The organism is Paenibacillus tritici (assembly GCF_018207515.1).
In the GTDB taxonomy this organism is placed as follows: domain Bacteria; phylum Bacillota; class Bacilli; order Paenibacillales; family Paenibacillaceae; genus Paenibacillus_AQ; species Paenibacillus_AQ tritici.
In genome coordinates, this window is the sequence record NZ_CP073365.1 from 1,556,455 (window position 1) to 1,572,989 (window position 16,535).

Sequence of the window (16,535 nt, forward strand, 5' to 3'; positions counted from 1 at the left end):
GTATGGAGTGTGGCGGAGAGGGGCTGCCCTCAGAACAGCTGCGGGAAAAGAGGAGAAATATGGCGATTTTTAACGGATTACTAGGCAATGCGTCCCAGGTTGAGCTAGGTGCAGTACAGCGGGAATATGCGCAGATTCTGGCTCCGCAGGAGAAGATTGAACGCGCTTATAAGCTGATCCGAGATATGTTTATTTTTACGGACAAACGGCTGATCCTTGTAGACAAGCAGGGCATGACCGGCAAGAAAACAGAATATCATTCGGTTCCTTACAAAAGCATCAGCCATTACTCTGTGGAGACCGCCGGGCATTTCGATCTGGACGCAGAGCTGTGCCTGTATATCTCGGGAGCGGCGCTGCCGCTGAAGAAAACCTTCAACAAATCCGTCAATATCTATGAGGTCCAGGCTGTGCTGTCACAATATATCCTGAAGTAGCGGGGAGCGGACAGCCGGTCGGATATGAGAGGGAGGTCGTCGCAACTCTATATAACAGATGGATTGAATGGTTACCAGACCTGGAACTACTTCCATCCTGAAATTTGTGCATAGCTCACAAAAAAAGCAGCGGCAAATTTACGGTCCCGCTGAAGTGATTGACAGGGGTTTCGGGCGTGCTGTTAAATGACACTAACTTGAACGGCAGGGAAAGGGAAAGGCGGTGGCGGCATGACGAGAGGACCTGTGATCGGAACGGCAACCATGGTGGTCAGCCCGCACTATCTGGCATCTGCAGCGGGGGCGCGGATCTTGGAGAAAGGCGGCAACGCCTATGATGCGGCCGTTGCAGTCAGCGCTACGCTGGCTGTGGTCTACCCGCATATGACCGGGCTCGGCGGCGACGCCTTCTGGCTGACCTACAGCGCCGGTGAAGGGCGCGTGCGGGCCTACAACGGCAGCGGACGCTCGGGCTACGCCGTCCGCCGGGACTGCTATGCGGGGGAGGAGGCCATCCCGCGCCGGGGGGTACGCAGCGCCATTACGGTACCCGGAATGGCGGACAGCTGGGAGGCCGTCCAGCGGGAGTATGGACGGCTGACGCTCGCCGAGGTGCTGGAGCCGGCTATCGGCTACAGCGCCGGGGGATTCCCGCTGTCGCCGGACCAGCACGGGGGCAGCCTGCTGGCCGGAGCCGCGCTGACTCCCGAAGCGGCGGCGGTCTATCTTCCCGGCGGCCGGATTCCGGCGGCGGGCGCACGGTTCGTGCAGCGGCAGCTGGCCGGGACGCTGCGGACTTTGGCGGCGGGAGGCCGGGATGCTTTTTATAAAGGGAGCATTGCTGAAGAGATAAGTGAATATATGCTGGCTTCCGGCGGCTATCTGACCCGGGACGATTTCGCTGATCACCATGGGAGCTGGGTAGAGCCGCTCAGCACAGATTACCATGGATATACGGTCTATCAGGTTCCGCCCAACTCGCAGGGGTTCACGGCGCTTATGGCGCTTAACATATTGGAGCATTATGACTTCGCAGACATCGCGCATGGGTCGTATGAATATTATCATCTGCTTGTGGAGGCGCTGAAGCTGAGCTTCCGCGACCGGGACCGGGTGCTTACAGACCCGGACTTCAGCAGCATTCCGCTGGAACACTTGCTGGGCAAGCCCTATGCGGCTGAGCTGGCAGCAATGATCTCCCCCCGGCAGGCGTCTGTAATAAACAGTGAACCGGTCGGCCGGGATACGGCTTATGCTGCTGTGGTGGATGGGGAGGGCAATGCGGTTTCGTTTATTCAGAGTCTGTATTTTGAGTTCGGGTCAGGTGTGGTAGCCGGGGATACGGGCATTCTGCTGCAGAACAGAGGGTCCTTCTTCTCGCTTGATCCGGCCCACATCAATCGGCTGGAGCCGCATAAGCGCACATTCCATACGCTGATGCCGGCGATGGCCTGCCGGGAGGGCAAGCCTGCCTACCTCTATGGCACACAGGGCGGTGAAGGGCAGCCGCAGACCCAGACCCTGCTGCTCACGCGGATGCTTCACTACGGCATGGACCCGCAGACTGCGGTGAATGAACCCCGCTTCGTCTGGGGCAGAACCTGGGGAGATCCGACCCAGGAGCTGAGAGTCGAGAACCGGGTGGAGGCCACAGTGCGGGCGGAACTGACGGAAGCAGGGCATCTTGTCCGCGAGGCAGGGAGCTATGACGGTATAGTGGGTCATGCCCACGCCATCTCGGTGGATGACAACGGCTACCGCAGCGGAGGCACGGACCCGCGTTGTGACGGAGCGGCCATCGGGTGGTAGGCGGCTGGATTCGCTCGCAGCGAAGCGGGAGAGACAGAATAACCCGGCCCGGCCGGGAGGAAAGGCAGGGAGCAGCATGGCTCTTCATAATCTGCACGGTGCATTCCGGGTACCGGAGCTTGAGGTTCCCGGCAGCGGACACGGGGTTTTGCACGGTCTAACCTTCACGGTAAAAGACGTCTTCGCAGTAGCCGGGCACCGTTCTTCCGCCGGCAACCCGGACTGGCTGCGCAGCCATGAACCGGCGGCTGCACATGCAGCCGCTGTCCGCAAGCTGCTGGAAGCGGGAGCTACGCTGCGGGGGGCTGCCCACACCGATGAACTGATGTACAGCCTCGGCGGTGAGAATTATCATTACGGCACACCGGTGAATCCGCGCGGGGAGAACCGGATTCCCGGCGGTTCCTCCAGCGGGTCTGCGGTGGCGGTGGCCTGCGGAAGTGTGGATTTCGCCCTGGGTACGGATACCGGAGGATCGGTGCGTGTTCCTTCGGCTTATTGCGGCGTCTTCGGCTTTCGTCCGACACACGGCGCGGTGTCACTGGAGGGAGTGATTCCGCTGGCACCGGGTTTTGACACGGTGGGCTGGATCGCGGGAAGTACGGAGCTGCTGCTGAAGGCAGGCCTCGTTCTGCTCGGGCCTGTGGACAGCGGCGGAGCCGGGGCTGCCTGTAGCGGGGATAACCGCATGGAGCAGAGCAGGGGAAGGATGAACAAGTCTGCTGGTGAGTACATGGATGCGAAAGGAAGTGAGTACGCCGGTAATCGTACGAATGCGAATGGAAGTGAGTACGCTGGTAATCGTAAGAATGTGAATGGGAGTGAGTACGCCGGTAACCGTACGAATGAGAATGGAAGCGGGTATGCCGGTGACCATACGAATGAGAATGGAAGCGGGTATGCCGGTGACCATACGAATGCGAATGGAAGTGAGTGCGCCGGTAATCGTACGAATGCGAATGGAAGTGGGTGCGCCGGTAATCGTACGAATGCGAATGGAAGTGAGTGCGCCGGTAACCGCAGGCCCGCCCGTCTGTTCATCCCGCCGGAAGCATGGGCATTAGCTGAGCCGGACAGCGCGGCCTTCCTGAAGTCGGGCCTGGATAAGCTCCAGGAAGGGGCCTCCTTGCAGGCCACTGAAGCAGTGATTGCCCCCGAAGGCTTGAAGACCTGGATGGATGTCTTCCGGGAATTGCAGGGTGCCGAAATCTGGGCAACCCATGGCGAGTGGATCGGACGGGAGCAGCCGGTCTTCGGGCCGGATATTGCCGCCCGGTTCGCTTGGGCGGCGGGGCTGGCCCGGGCGGATCACGGCCCGGCCCATGCCATGCGCAGCCGGATGGCTCAGCGGCTGCGGGCGCTGCTCGGGAATGACGGCTGTCTCGTCATTCCGACTGTGCCAGGGCCGGCTCCGCTGCGCGGGGCTGCGCCGGAGCAGCTGGAGCGCAACCGCAGCGGAGCCATGATGCTTAGCTGCATGGCCGGACTGGCCGGGCTGCCACAGGTTACGCTTCCGGTGGCCGGACCCGGCGGATTGCCGCTGGGACTCTCGGTCATCGGCGGGCCTGGACAAGATCTTGAGCTCCTGTCGTGGATACAGGAGATATGGCGGTAGCTGCTGTGCAGGCAGCTTAAGGATCAGCGGGGCCTGAGCCAGGCGCTGCAAGTATTGTTGTTACAAGTGGATAACTTGTAAGGAATAATCATCTAAGCTCTAGTTCTCTGTACGCAGAGAATTAGGGCTTTTTATTGAAATATAAGAATTTATAGGTTGCACACGATGGTGAAGCCGTTTCTACTTGCACAGCACTCTTATTGTGGATGAGAATTGGAAATCCAAAAGATAAATGACTCGGAGCTGCTTAAAGTCGGCTCACATAGTGGGAACAAAGGGCTAATCCTTCTGATTCTTCCGAGTGTGGTTGGAGAGTGATGAAGAGCATTAATGCACCTGAATTCACCGGACGCGGGCCAAATGAGCCAATGAAGAGCATTAATGCACTAGAATTCACCGGACGCGGGCCAGATGAGCCAATGAAGAGCATTAATGCACTTGAATTTACCGGACGGGGCCCAAATGAGCCAATAAGGAGCATTAATGCACCTGAATTCCCCGGACGCGGGCCAGATGAGCCAATAAGGAGCATTAATGCACTTGAATTTACCGGACGGGGGCTAAATGAGCAAATGAAGAGCACTAGTGCCCCTTGTTAGGCGAAGACCGCCAGAAGTCGGCGAATGGAGAATGGTTTGGAAACGGCACCGTCCTTTAAGAGGACGGCGAAGCCGTTTCTGCTTGTGTGGGAAATTATAATATCTGTCTGTTGTGGATAAGAGGGGCATAGCGTGTGCCGGATGTATGCGGAAAACCGAATACAATGTGCGGGTGCGAGGGTGCGTGTGCCGGATGTATTCGAAAACAAACATGTCTTTCAAGGCACAAATCCAGCATGAAAATGAGCAGTGCGCCTAAAAACAGAACGTCGTCTGTTCATCTATTTAACAAATGTTAACGGAAAACTGAACACAATTAGACCGGGTGGGCAGCGTAAGCCAAATGTAATCGAAAAACCGAACACAATTGGACTGGGAGCACCGCGTAGGCCGAATGTACGAAAAACCGAACACAATTGGACTGGACTTGCCACGTAGGCCGTGCGTTTATCACAGGTTGTGCCAAATGTATGCGGAAAACCAAATACAATGTGCGGGTGCGAGTACGCGGTTTAGACTGTCTGCCCCGGAAAGGGGCAGACGGGTAGGGGCAGGTAGCCATACGAAAATGGTCGGGACCGCAGAGGTTCTTACATTATCTATCCGCAGGGTGATATGGTTCCTTAGCATTCATTCGGAATTGGTTATCCGATAACAGCCCATAAGCCGATAAATCCACCGTTAACGTAATATTACCTAACACCAATAAATAATAATCTAACATCCATCTTCCCAATGGGGTTCATTTTATCTATAATGTTACATAAAGTAACATTATAGACCGTAAGCAACATTATGAAACCACAAAAGGAGGGATGGCCTATGCATCTTACCGTTGAAGAAGCGTTGTCCATTTATCCTTTATCCGAAGCCAAGCTTATCGCAGGGTCCAGGGGGAAGCACCGGATTGTGAAGTCGATCAATGTGATGGATGCACCGGATATCTCCGACTGGATCAAAGAAGGGGAAATGCTGCTGACCACAGCCTATCTGATCAAGGATAGCCCGGGGGATGCCTCGGCACTGCTGCAGACGCTGAACCGCCGCGGCTCGGCGGGGCTGGGGATTAAGCTGGGCCGGTTCTGGGATGCCGTGCCGCAGTCGCTGATTGCCGAAGCGGAGCAGCTGAATTTCCCGCTCATCGAGCTGCCGTTCCAGTTCACGTTCTCCGATCAGATGAATGGCCTGTTCCGTGCGGAACTCTCACGCAGCGTGGGTGTCCTCCAGAGCATGATGGAGAAGCAGCGGCTGCTGATGCGCCTCGCTTTGCGTTCCGGACGCAGCCGTCCGCTGCCGGACTCCGTCTCTGAGGTGATCGGTTATCCGCTGGCAGTTATCAGCGCCCGGGGGACGGTGGTCTTCAACAATTCGGGATACTCCGAGAGCGAGCTGCTGGAGGGATGGCCCTGGCAGCCCCGCAACCAGCGCTTCCGGCTCGGCGGGGGCACGGGCTTCCGGATACCTCTGCTCCAGGCAGGGAAATGCCAGGGGTATCTTCACTACTGTGATATTGATCCCTTGCTGCTGCCTGTGGAGGAGAGTCTGTTCGTCCAGGGAGCGGAGCTGATCTCTTATCACATTCATGCCGGGCTGGAGGATTATTTCGAGCATGCCGGACACCGTGAATTCAGCGGGCTGCTGCGGCGTTACCTGAAGGACGGACTGAAATCTGCAGAGCTGTCGCAGGCAGCGCTCAAGCTCGATATTACGCTGCTTCAGTCCCCGTTTCAGCTTGTGCTTACCGAGGTGACCGCTGCGGGAGAGGCCCGGCAGGGAGAGCTGCTGCGTCTGAAGGAGGAGTATTCGGAGCACCCGGCGCTGCAAGGGCAGGGGGCGATTCACTGGATGATGGAAGAAGGGCTGCTCTCGCTGTATCCGGCCGGACCTTATCAGCCGGAGCAGTTCCGGGAGCTGATTCGTGAATGCTTCGGCAGCCTGAAGTCCGATCAGGGGGAGGGTCCGCGGGCTGCTGTCAGCAGCGTGAAGGTGAGGCCGGAAGAGCTGAAGGAAGCTTTTGCCGAGATTACAGAATGTATAGGAATGTCCCGGCAGTGGGGGGCGCACGGAAATGTGGTGCATTACCGCCAACTGGAGCTTGATTTGCTGCTCAGCAAGATTCCGGCAGCGACCATGGAGCGTTATTACAGTGGCAGCCTGCGCGGATTGCTTAGCAGGGAGCCGGAATACGTCAAGGAGATGCTCCATACACTGGAGGTTTATCTGGAGAATGACGGCCATGTGAACGAAACGGCCAAGAAGCTGTTTATTCACCGCAATACGGCGACTTACCGGATGGAGAAGCTTAGCGAGCTGCTGGATGTGGATTTCAAAAAAATCAATGATCTCATGAAGCTGAAGCTGGTATTCCTGTTCCGCAGCATGCTGGAGCGTGAATAACGGGCCATCCGCAGCAGAATGCCATGAAAAAGGAGTGGAGAACAATGAAGGTGGCCGGAATCTATCTGGCGGCAAGCCGGAGCATAGGTGCAAACGTCTCTGCAGGTTCTCTGAACCGGACGGGGGACAGTTCCCCCGGTGCAGCAATGCTCCGTGAGCTGGAGAACTGCGGGCTGGAGCCGCTGGTGGTGGTCGTCCGGGCCAATGATCCATTAAGCTGGCTGCCGCCTCCCGAGAACCTGGAGAACACCCGGCGCATTGAGACTTGTCTGACGGCACACCTGGGCTTGTCGTTCTCGCTTCGCTGCGGTCTGAATGCTGTCTCACCGTTTCAGCCTGATGCCGTAGTCATTGCGGATGCAGATCAGCCGCTAATCGAAGCGTCCTATGTCCGCCGGTTAATCCATACCTTTGAGCAGGAGCAGGGGCTTGATTATGTCGCAGGTACCCATGAAGGGCTTCAGATGGCGCCTGTTCTGTTCGCCAGATCGTTGTTTGGCGGACTTCAGGAGCTGGACGACGGGGACGGTATAGCGGCCATTATACGATCTCCGGAATACAAGGGCATGACATTGCAGGAGGAGGCTTCCCAGATGTTCACGGAGGCAGAGCTGCCGGGAAGCATCGGAGAGCTACGGTGGAAATAGGGTGCGCGTCGGGGCGGCAATGAGCAGTGAATTCTTTATTTTTCGAAAATGTTGTTAGGTAACCTCACTCATATTACGAATAATTTGAAGTAAATTCGTGCATCAAGCACAAAACCGGCCACGGTTCTTATCACGCAATACAAAGCTATGTTATATAAATTTACGTAACTGCTGCGCCTCAGTATAGTAGAGATACATTAATGGCTATAGCCATTAGGAGAGATCTTCTGGAGGAGGAGTATTATGAAAAAAAGGGGTCAGGGAGCATTTACATTCAGCTTGATAACCATGTTCCTGCTGGCGGTGATCTTAAGCGGGTGCGGCACGAACAATACAGCATCGAATACGAATGCAGCGGCAACGGAGGCGCCTGCGGCAAGTACGGCACCGGCAGACAGCGGGGCAGCGGCAACAACAGAGCCGGCAGCAGAGAAGCCGACGGTTGCTTTTGTCTATATCGGACCTCCGGGTGACGGCGGGTATACGTATCAGCATGATCAGGGCCGCCTGTATATGGAGAAGGAGCTGGGGATCAAAGCGGATTTCGTGGAGAATGTACCGGAAAGCGCCGACGCCGAGCGGATCATCACGGAACTCGCACAAAACCATGATATTGTGTTCACCACAAGCTTCGGCTATATGGACTTCACCTTGAACGTAGCCGGTAAATTTCCCAATGTGAAGTTCCTTCATGCCTCCGGTTACAAGACAGCCGAGAACATGGGAACTTACTTCGGCAAAAACTATCAGGCCAGTTATCTGTCCGGGATCGCGGCAGGCAAAATGACGAAGAAAAATCATCTGGGTTATGTAGGAGCCTTCCCGATCAGCGAAGTGATCTATAATCTGAACGCCTTCACCCTGGGGGCGCAAAGTGTAAACCCTGATATCAAGGTGGATGTGGTATGGACCAACACCTGGTATGATCCGGCGACTGAACGTCAGGCGGCTATCAGCTTGCTTGACAAAGGCGCAGATGTCCTGCTGGCCTACCAGGATTCACCGGCTACGCTTCAGGCGGCGGCGGAACGGGGCGCTTTTGCCGGAGGAAATGACTCGGATATGGGGAAATATGCACCGGATAACTATCTGACCAACCCTGTATGGAACTGGGGCCCTTATTACGTCAAAGCCGTTCAGTCCGTCATGGACGGAACCTGGAAGAGCGAGCAGTACTCCGGCGATATGGCGGACGGCATGGTTGAGCTTGCACCGTTCGGCAACAAGGTCCCGGAGGATGTGAAGCAGCTGGTGGAAGAGGCCAAGACGAGAATCATCAGCGGTGAGCTGGAGGTATTCACCGGCCCGATCTCGGACAACAAAGGCAAGGTCGTGGTTCAGGAGGGGCAGAAGCTGACGCTTGAAGAAGTGCTTGCCATGAACTGGCTGGTCCAGGGCGTGGAGGGCTCGATCCCGCAATAACCGCAGCTTCAGCTTCATATATTCATACAGCACAGCCTTACGGGTGGGGCGGGGTCCGCGGGTCGGAGCCTTCCCCACCCGTACTATAACTATCAGGAGAGGAGCGTCCCGCCATGCAGGACCCTTCGGTTGAAATGCGCGGAATCGTGAAGAAGTTCGGTGCTGTAACGGCCAGCGATCAAGTTGATTTTTCGGCAAATGCGGGTGAGATTCATGCGCTGCTTGGGGAGAACGGAGCAGGGAAAAGCACAGTCATGAGCATGCTGTCAGGGGTGTACAGGGCGGACGCCGGAGAGATTCTTATTCACGGCCAGCCGGCCAGAATCCGCTCTCCGAAGGATGCGGCACATCTTGGGATAGGCATGGTCTTTCAGAACTTCAGACTGGTGCAAAGCCTCACGGCAGCGGAGAATATCGTGCTTGGCGAAAAGTCGTCTTTCTGGCGTGGCAGCAAGTGGATGAGGAACAAGCGTGAAGAGATTGAGGCGCTCGGTGAACGGTTTGGATTGAAATTCCCTGTAGACCGTCCGATCTGGCAGTTGTCCGTCGGTGAGCAGCAGCGGGTTGAGATTGTCAAAACGCTGTACCGCGGCGCAGACATCATTATTCTGGATGAACCCACCTCGGTGCTGACGCCGGGAGAGGCGGAGCAGCTGTTCGCGACCCTCCGGGTTATGAAGCAGGCGGGGAAGACAGTCATCATGACCACGCATAAGATGAAGGAAGTCATGGCGTCCTCGGACCGTATCTCTGTTATGCGGAAGGGAAAAATGATTGCTGCGCTGAAGACGGGCGAGACGGATGAGCTGGAATTAGCCCGGCTTATGGTAGGGCGGGAGATCGCCATCAGCCGTCAGGAACGGGAGGCCACGGCGGGGCTGCCTCTGCTGGTTGTCCGGAATCTGGAGGTCGCTGCGGATCATGGACGCAACGCGCTGGACGCTCTGTCGCTTACCGTGCATGAAGGGGAGATTGTCGGTGTGGCCGGAGTAGCGGGCAACGGGCAGAAGGAGCTGGCGGAAGTGTTGACTGGACTTCGGACATGGAGGACAGGCGAGATTATATTTGACGGCAGTCCTGTAAAAACAGCCTCGGTCCGGGCGGCCATTGATTCAGGCATTTCGCATGTGCCGGAGAACCGGATGAAGAGCGGTCTGGCCGGACGGCTGGGTTCTGTTGATAACCTGCTGTTCAAGTCCTACCGCAGTGAGGAGCATTCCAGATTCGGCTTCCTGAAGGCGGCAAGGAACCGCTCCTGGTCGCAGGAGCTGGTCCGCCGCTTCAATGTGAAGACGCCGGAGCTGGATACTCCCGTACAGCAGCTGTCCGGCGGGAATCAGCAGAAGCTGCTGTTCGCCCGCGAGGTCAGCCATCAGCCGAAGCTGATGGTGGCCGTCCATCCGACCCAGGGGCTGGATGTCGGCGCAGCGGCCGGGGTCCATGAGCTGCTGATGGAGCTGCGCGGCTCCGGCAGCGGTGTGCTGCTGATCTCTGAGGATCTGGATGAGCTGCTGCAATTATCCGACCGTATTCTGGTGATGTACAGCGGATCAATTATAGGGGAGAGTGATCATGAGCATGCGGACCGGGAAGTAATCGGCCTGATGATGGCTGGTATCCGAAGCATGGAGGGGAGCGCCGTATGAGTCCGAAGCCTGGAAGTGATTCTGTAGTACTGAAGCCCTTGCCGATGCGCAGCGGGCGGTGGTATTCCCTCAGGCTGGAATACGATTCAAGCCGTACCCGCTCCCCCTGGTGGACACCGGTTCTGTCTGTTATTCTGGCACTTCTGCTCTGTGCAGGCTTCATTGCGGCGAATGGCATGAGTCCGCTGGTTGTGTATGAGAAAATGCTCCGCGGGGCGTTCGGAACCTCCTACGGCTTCACCGAAACAATGGTCAAAGCCATTCCGCTGCTGCTGTGCGGACTTGGCATCGCGGTGGCTTACCGGATCTCTGTCTGGAATATCGGGGCGGAAGGCCAGCTTACAGTAGGCGCTATGGCGGCTACTGCGGTAACGATCTATTTCCCTGATCTGCCCTCCTTCTGGTCCATTGTGCTGATGCTGGTCTTCGGCACAGCGGCCGGGGCGCTGTGGGGTCTTATGACGGCCGTCCCGCGAACCCATTTCGGAGTCAATGAGCTGATCACCTCGCTGATGCTGAACTATGTAGCTCTGCTGGCGCTGGATTATGTAGTGTTCGGCCCCTGGAAAGACCCGAAGGGCTTCAACTTCCCGGGTTCACCGGTGTTCACGGCGGCCCAGTCTCTGCCGGTGCTTGGCAGTACCCGGCTGCATATCGGGCTGGTGTTTGGTCTCGTGGCTGTCCTTCTCTATTATCTGATGATCCGGTTCACCCGCTGGGGATATGAGCTGCGCCTGATCGGGGCCAATCCTACAGCGGCCCGTTATGCGGGGATTCATCTCAAAAAGCATATTATCATCGTCATGCTGATCAGCGGCGGCCTTGCCGGGATCGCCGGAATGGCTGAGGTCTCCGGGGTTACCCATAAGCTGATGCAGGGCATCTCCCCGGGCTATGGCTATACGGCGATCATCGTCGCCTGGCTCGCCAAGCTGAACCCGCTGGGCCTCATTGTGACCTCGATCCTGTTCGGCGGCCTGATTGTCGGCGGCTACAGTGTTCAGACGATCGGACTGCCTTCGTCGATCTCGGAAATGCTGCAGGGCGCGATCCTGTTCTTCCTGATTGCCGGCGATATGATTCACCGTTTCCGTATCCGCCGGAGCGCATAACAGCATTCTCGTGCAGCTCGTACAGAAGGGGGTTCACTCATGGATTTCACAACACAGTTACTCATTGCCGCCATCTCCGCCGGAACGCCGCTTCTGCTGGCCACCTTGGGAGGCATTTTGACTGAACGGGCCGGAATTATCCAGCTCGGTGCCGAAGGGCTGATGCTGATGGGGGCAGTTACGACTTGTATCGTCTACATCCGCAGCGGAAATCTGCTGCTTGCCCTGCTCTCGGCTGTGGCTATTACCGCCCTTCTGGGCGTAGTCCATTCGTTCTTATGTGTCACGCTCCGGGCGAATCAGACGATGTCGGGCCTGGCGATGACTTTATTCGGCAGCGGGCTTAGCGCCTATATCGGCAAGCCCATCAGCGGAATTCCGCTTCCCGGCACATCGCCCAAGCTGGATCTGGGCGTGGTAAAGCAGGTGCCGGTGATCGGAGAGATTGTTGGACGGCTGGATGTTTTGACCTGGTTCAGTCTGCTGCTTGTGCTTGTGCTGCATCTGCTGATTCACCATACCTCATGGGGCCTGCATCTGCGGGCAGTCGGCGACAATCCGGCTACGGCAGACGTCATGGGTATCCGGGTGCAGCTGATCCGCTACAGCTATGTTACTGCCGGGGCTGCGCTGATTGGCCTGGCCGGTGCGGACATGGTGCTGGCCTATGCGCCGACCTGGAATGAAGGCCTTACCGCCGGGCGGGGCTGGATTGCTGTCGGTCTGGTTATTTTTGCCAGATGGAACCCGCTCCGCGCCCTCTTCTGCGCTTACTTTTTCGGAGCCCTTGACTCCATCGGCTTCCGTATTCAGCTCCTTGGGAGTGCGGTGCCGCCTTATTTTCTCAAAATGATTCCTTATGTCGTAACCATTCTTGTATTGATGTATCTGGGTTACCGCAACCGCAACAAGCCTTCCGGTACACCGGAATCGCTGGGAACGCCTTATATACGGGAACAGCGGTTCTAAGGACGGAGGGCGAGGGCGGTATGATGCAAATTAGACGGATGGAGGCGGGTCTATGAATACACCGGTGCACAGATTAACACTGCAACAGATTAACGCTATGGAAAAGCTGGAATTCGTAGAGAGTCTCGGCGGCATCTTCGAGCATTCTCCCTGGGTGGCGGAAGGTGTGTATGGGAGGCGGCCGTTCGAACACTTGCAGCATCTGCATACTGAGATGATGGATATAGCACAGAATGCGGAGCCGGACCGGCAGCTGGCCCTGCTGAAGGCCCACCCTGATCTGGCTACAAGACTTGCGGTCAGTCCGCTGTCGGCGGCAGAGCAGCAGGGGGCCGGACTGGACCGGCTGACGCCGGAGGAATTCAGGCAGCTTACAGAGCTGAATGCTGCATATACGGAACGATTCCGCTTCCCGTTCATTCTGGCTGTACGGGGCAAGGATAAAGACGATATCCTGAACGCCATCCGTGAGCGGGTAGGGCGTTCCTTGGAGGAAGAGCAGGCTCAGGCGCTGCGGGAGATCGGGAAGATTACCCGCTTCCGGCTGGAGGATCTGCTGGGAACGGGGTAGCTAGAGCCTGAGAGCATGAGCGATCATCTGATTTCACCTCTGCTGCATATTCTAAATCACTCACAGGAGGGATGCGCTATGAACGGGCAACTGACTACGCATGTGCTGGATCTGTCACGGGGCATACCTGCTGCGGGCTTATCGCTTCAGCTCTGGCGGCTGGGGGACGGGGAGCCAGAGCTGAAGCGTCAGGCGGTCACGAATGCGGACGGCAGGCTGGATGCCCCGCTGCTGGCCGGTGATGAACTGGAGGCCGGATGTTATGAGCTGCTGTTCATGGCCGGTGATTATTTCCGGGGCGCTGAGGCTGGGGCAGGAGCGGGTTCCGGTGCCGGTGTCGGTGTTGGTGTTGGTGTTGGTGCCAGTGCCAGTGCCAGTGCTAGTGCAAGTGCCGGAGAACGGGGTGCTGAGGCCGTGAGCCTGTTCCTGGAGCATATCCCGATCCGCTTCAACATTCTGGACCCGGCAGCGCATTATCATGTACCGCTGCTGGTTGCGCCAGGAGGATACAGCACTTACCGCGGCAGTTAAGCTGCTGCCTATATCCCTGGACCGGAGGTGATCTATTCATGAAGGAAGAAGTCTATGAGCTTATCATCAGGAACGGGGAGGTGGTCCTTCCCGGAGAGGTCCGCAGGCTGGATATCGGAGTGAAGGACGGCAGGATCGCTGCTCTGGGCGAAGCGCTTCAGGCTTCACCAGACACCAGAATCATCAATGCCGAGGGACAATATCTGTTGCCCGGCATGATTGATATGCATGTTCACTTCAATGAACCAGCGCTTGGACACTGGGAAGGCTTCCGCAGCGGATCGGCAGCCCTTGCGGCCGGCGGCTGTACCTGTTATGCCGATATGCCGCTGAACGGGAATCCGCCGACTGTGAATCTGGAGGCGTTACGGCTGAAGGCGGAAGCCGCAGCAGGGAACTCGGCGGTGGATTATGTCCTGTGGGGCGGGCTTGTGCCCGGCAATCTGGAGGAGCTGGACGGACTTGCGGCTGCGGGCGTTACGGGGTTCAAGGCTTTTATCTCGAACCCCGGAGGTGAGGGAGAGGGGCGGTTCCGTGAGGTGGACGATGGTACGCTGTACCAGGGAATGCTGCGGATTGCCGCAACCGGCGGAATCCTCGCCCTGCATGCGGAGAGCGAAGCTATAACCTCAGTGCTGGGAGCGGCTGCCATCCGTGAAGGACGCCGAAGTGCGCGTGATTTCGTGGCTTCGCGTCCCCCGGAAGCGGAGCTGGAGGCTGTGGCCCGGGCGCTGTTGTACAGTGAGCGGACCGGCTGCCGGCTGCATTTCGTCCATATCAGTACAGCGGCAGCCCTGGAGCTGATTCATGACGCCAAACTGCGCGGCCTGGATGTTACCGCTGAGACCTGCCCCCATTATCTGATTCTGGATGAGGGCAGCATGGAGACGCTGGGACCGCTGGCCAAATGCGCTCCGCCCCTGCGCAGCAGCACGGAGCGGGAGCGGCTGTGGGCAGCGCTGGCTGCGGGCCGGGTGGATCTGATTGCCTCAGATCATTCCCCCTGTCCGCCGGAGCTGAAGCTGGCGCCGGGGTTGTCGTTCATGGAAGCCTGGGGCGGAATTTCCGGTGCCCAGAGCAGTTTGGAATTGATGTTCCATGAAGGTGTCCGGGTGCGCGGCCTGCCGGTCACGCAGATATCCGCGCTGCTGTCCGGGCAGCCTGCCCGGCGGTTCGGGCTGGAAGAGCGCAAGGGCTCCATTGCTCCGGGGCTGGATGCCGATCTGGTGCTGCTTGATCCTGATGCAGCGTATACGCTGCGGGCGGAGGACTTATTGTACCGGCACCCGCATAGCCCCTATGTCGGAATGACCTTATCCTGCAAGGTAACCACAACGATCTGCCGAGGCAAGGTAGTCTACACAGCCGGGGAAGGAGTTGTTCAGGGCGGCGGGGGAGAATGGCTGCGTATTACCCGCAGCCGTCCGGGTCTATGATGCGCCAGGACCCGCCTGTTCCGGCAGGAGAGATGCTGAAGCTGCTGGATGAACTGGCAGCCTTCAGTGCTCCCGGTCCCGGAGTTACCCGGCTGCTGTATACACCGGAGTGGTGTGGGGTTCAGCATTTTTTGCAGGAAAGGATGACTGGACTCGGGCTTGAAGTCAGGATGGATCAGGTGGGGAATGTCTACGGTAGACTGGCCGGATCAGAAGCAAGTGACAAGGTCATTCTTACCGGTTCTCATATCGACACGGTGGTGAACGGCGGACGGTATGACGGTGCCTATGGAATCGCTGCTGCTGTTACCGCGCTGCATTACCTGCAGGCGACCTTCGGGCAGCCGCTGCGGACGCTGGAGGTGGTGTCCTTCTGTGAGGAAGAGGGCAGCCGCTTCCCTTTGACATTCTGGGGTTCAGGCCATGTGACAGGACTGTATAGCGGGAGCGAAGGTCTGGATTGCGCAGATGCTGAGGGGATAACGATGGGGGCGGCAATGGCTGCCTGCGGTCTGGGCGGGATAGCAGTGTCAGGCGCTGAAGCCGCCGCAGGCCTGGAAGGAAGCTATCGCTTCAAGGATAGTCCGGTACGCAGCGATGTCGCTGCTTATGTGGAGCTGCATATCGAACAGGGCATCATTCTGGAGCGGACATCCCGTAAGATTGGGGTGGTGCAGGCTATCGCCGGTCAGCGGAGATATCTGGTCAAGGTCTGCGGGACGGCGAATCATGCTGGGACAACACCCATGGGCTTAAGGCAGGATGCACTCGCGGGCAGTGCGGAGATGCTGCTGGCGCTGGAGCGGTCCGCTGTAGCGGAGGGTGATCCGCTGGTGGCGACAACCGGACGGCTCGAGGTATCTCCGGGTACGCCGAATGTGATTCCCGGGGAGGTGCAGTTCACACTGGATATCCGGCATAGCGAAGCCGGGACGCTGGAGCGCTTCTGCGCAGCTATCCTGGCGGAGTTCGCAGAGCTTAGCGGAAGACGCGGTCTGACGCTTGCGGTGCAGCAGCAGCTGGATACCACCCCTGTTCCCATGGATCAGGAGCTGTGCGCGACGCTTGAGGAGATCTGTCTCGGGCAGGATAAGCCGTACCGGTGTATGGTCAGCGGAGCAGGGCATGATGCCCAGCTGTTCGCTTCGCTCTGCCCGGCGGCAATGATCTTCGTGCCCAGCCGGGGAGGCATCAGCCATTCTCCCGGGGAGTATAGCTCGCCGGAGGAGCTGGCTGCTGGATTGGAAGTGCTAACGGCATTATTATATAGATTAGCTTATATAGAGAACTGAAGCTTGGTGGTTCTTAAGAGGCTGGAGCCTTACGGCTACTGAAGAGGTCGAG

Annotated in this window: 13 protein-coding genes and 1 pseudogene; all 14 read left to right on the forward strand. The window is 57.8% G+C overall.

Annotated elements, in window-relative coordinates; translation table 11 throughout:
• Positions 1–59: 59 nt before the first annotated feature.
• On the forward strand, positions 60–437 hold the full coding sequence (locus tag KDC22_RS06705) for a PH domain-containing protein (protein ID WP_173130666.1): 378 nt from the start codon (positions 60–62) through the stop codon (positions 435–437).
• A 231-nt stretch (positions 438–668) separates the two neighbouring features.
• Positions 669–2,246 carry a gamma-glutamyltransferase gene (gene ggt, locus KDC22_RS06710; protein WP_211722467.1) on the forward strand — a complete coding sequence of 526 codons (1,578 nt, stop codon included), beginning with the start codon at positions 669–671 and terminating at the stop codon, positions 2,244–2,246.
• Positions 2,247–2,322: 76 nt separating this feature from the next.
• Positions 2,323–2,904, forward strand: a pseudogene (locus KDC22_RS06715) (amidase family protein); the annotation flags it as partial.
• 669 nt (positions 2,905–3,573) lie between these two features.
• Positions 3,574–3,861 carry an amidase family protein gene (locus KDC22_RS33330; RefSeq protein ID WP_281425109.1) on the forward strand — a complete coding sequence of 96 codons (288 nt, stop codon included), beginning with the start codon at positions 3,574–3,576 and terminating at the stop codon, positions 3,859–3,861.
• 1,421 nt (positions 3,862–5,282) lie between these two features.
• Positions 5,283–6,857: a PucR family transcriptional regulator gene (locus KDC22_RS06725; protein WP_211722468.1), complete on the forward strand. Its 1,575-nt coding sequence runs from the start codon at positions 5,283–5,285 to the stop codon at positions 6,855–6,857.
• Between the two features lie 23 nt (positions 6,858–6,880).
• Positions 6,881–7,504, forward strand: coding sequence for an NTP transferase domain-containing protein (locus KDC22_RS06730; protein WP_211722469.1), 624 nt, complete (start codon positions 6,881–6,883; stop codon positions 7,502–7,504).
• A 243-nt stretch (positions 7,505–7,747) separates the two neighbouring features.
• Positions 7,748–8,926, forward strand: coding sequence for a BMP family ABC transporter substrate-binding protein (locus KDC22_RS06735; protein WP_246553337.1), 1,179 nt, complete (start codon positions 7,748–7,750; stop codon positions 8,924–8,926).
• A gap of 113 nt (positions 8,927–9,039) precedes the next feature.
• Positions 9,040–10,572, forward strand: a complete 1,533-nt coding sequence (locus KDC22_RS06740) for an ABC transporter ATP-binding protein (RefSeq protein WP_211722470.1) — start codon at positions 9,040–9,042, stop codon at positions 10,570–10,572.
• 44 nt (positions 10,573–10,616) lie between these two features.
• Entirely contained in the window at positions 10,617–11,684 is a 1,068-nt protein-coding gene (locus tag KDC22_RS06745) for an ABC transporter permease (RefSeq protein WP_246553670.1), read from the forward strand.
• 39 nt (positions 11,685–11,723) lie between these two features.
• On the forward strand, positions 11,724–12,653 hold the full coding sequence (locus KDC22_RS06750) for an ABC transporter permease (RefSeq protein ID WP_173130690.1): 930 nt from the start codon (positions 11,724–11,726) through the stop codon (positions 12,651–12,653).
• A gap of 52 nt (positions 12,654–12,705) precedes the next feature.
• Positions 12,706–13,224 carry a 2-oxo-4-hydroxy-4-carboxy-5-ureidoimidazoline decarboxylase gene (gene uraD, locus KDC22_RS06755; protein WP_173130693.1) on the forward strand — a complete coding sequence of 173 codons (519 nt, stop codon included), beginning with the start codon at positions 12,706–12,708 and terminating at the stop codon, positions 13,222–13,224.
• 78 nt (positions 13,225–13,302) lie between these two features.
• Positions 13,303–13,755 carry a hydroxyisourate hydrolase gene (locus KDC22_RS06760; RefSeq protein WP_211722471.1) on the forward strand — a complete coding sequence of 151 codons (453 nt, stop codon included), beginning with the start codon at positions 13,303–13,305 and terminating at the stop codon, positions 13,753–13,755.
• Positions 13,756–13,793: 38 nt separating this feature from the next.
• Complete coding sequence (gene allB, locus KDC22_RS06765) at positions 13,794–15,191, forward strand: allantoinase AllB (RefSeq protein ID WP_211722472.1); 1,398 nt, start codon at positions 13,794–13,796, stop codon at positions 15,189–15,191.
• Entirely contained in the window at positions 15,155–16,483 is a 1,329-nt protein-coding gene (locus KDC22_RS06770) for a Zn-dependent hydrolase (RefSeq protein WP_246553338.1), read from the forward strand. The genes allB and KDC22_RS06770 overlap by 37 nt, the downstream gene beginning before the upstream one ends.
• Positions 16,484–16,535 lie beyond the last annotated feature (52 nt).

Coding starts and splice junctions, on each gene's coding strand:
- KDC22_RS06740 (WP_211722470.1), top strand. CDS start 9,040: ATGCAGGACCCTTCGGTTGAAATGCGCGGAATCGTGAAGAAGTTCGGT.
- KDC22_RS33330 (WP_281425109.1), top strand. CDS start 3,574: ATGCGCAGCCGGATGGCTCAGCGGCTGCGGGCGCTGCTCGGGAATGAC.
- KDC22_RS06730 (WP_211722469.1), top strand. CDS start 6,881: ATGAAAAAGGAGTGGAGAACAATGAAGGTGGCCGGAATCTATCTGGCG.
- KDC22_RS06735 (WP_246553337.1), top strand. CDS start 7,748: ATGAAAAAAAGGGGTCAGGGAGCATTTACATTCAGCTTGATAACCATG.
- KDC22_RS06760 (WP_211722471.1), top strand. CDS start 13,303: ATGAACGGGCAACTGACTACGCATGTGCTGGATCTGTCACGGGGCATA.
- allB (WP_211722472.1), top strand. CDS start 13,794: ATGAAGGAAGAAGTCTATGAGCTTATCATCAGGAACGGGGAGGTGGTC.
- uraD (WP_173130693.1), top strand. CDS start 12,706: ATGAATACACCGGTGCACAGATTAACACTGCAACAGATTAACGCTATG.
- KDC22_RS06750 (WP_173130690.1), top strand. CDS start 11,724: ATGGATTTCACAACACAGTTACTCATTGCCGCCATCTCCGCCGGAACG.
- ggt (WP_211722467.1), top strand. CDS start 669: ATGACGAGAGGACCTGTGATCGGAACGGCAACCATGGTGGTCAGCCCG.
- KDC22_RS06745 (WP_246553670.1), top strand. CDS start 10,617: ATGCGCAGCGGGCGGTGGTATTCCCTCAGGCTGGAATACGATTCAAGC.
- KDC22_RS06770 (WP_246553338.1), top strand. CDS start 15,155: ATGGCTGCGTATTACCCGCAGCCGTCCGGGTCTATGATGCGCCAGGAC.
- KDC22_RS06705 (WP_173130666.1), top strand. CDS start 60: ATGGCGATTTTTAACGGATTACTAGGCAATGCGTCCCAGGTTGAGCTA.
- KDC22_RS06725 (WP_211722468.1), top strand. CDS start 5,283: ATGCATCTTACCGTTGAAGAAGCGTTGTCCATTTATCCTTTATCCGAA.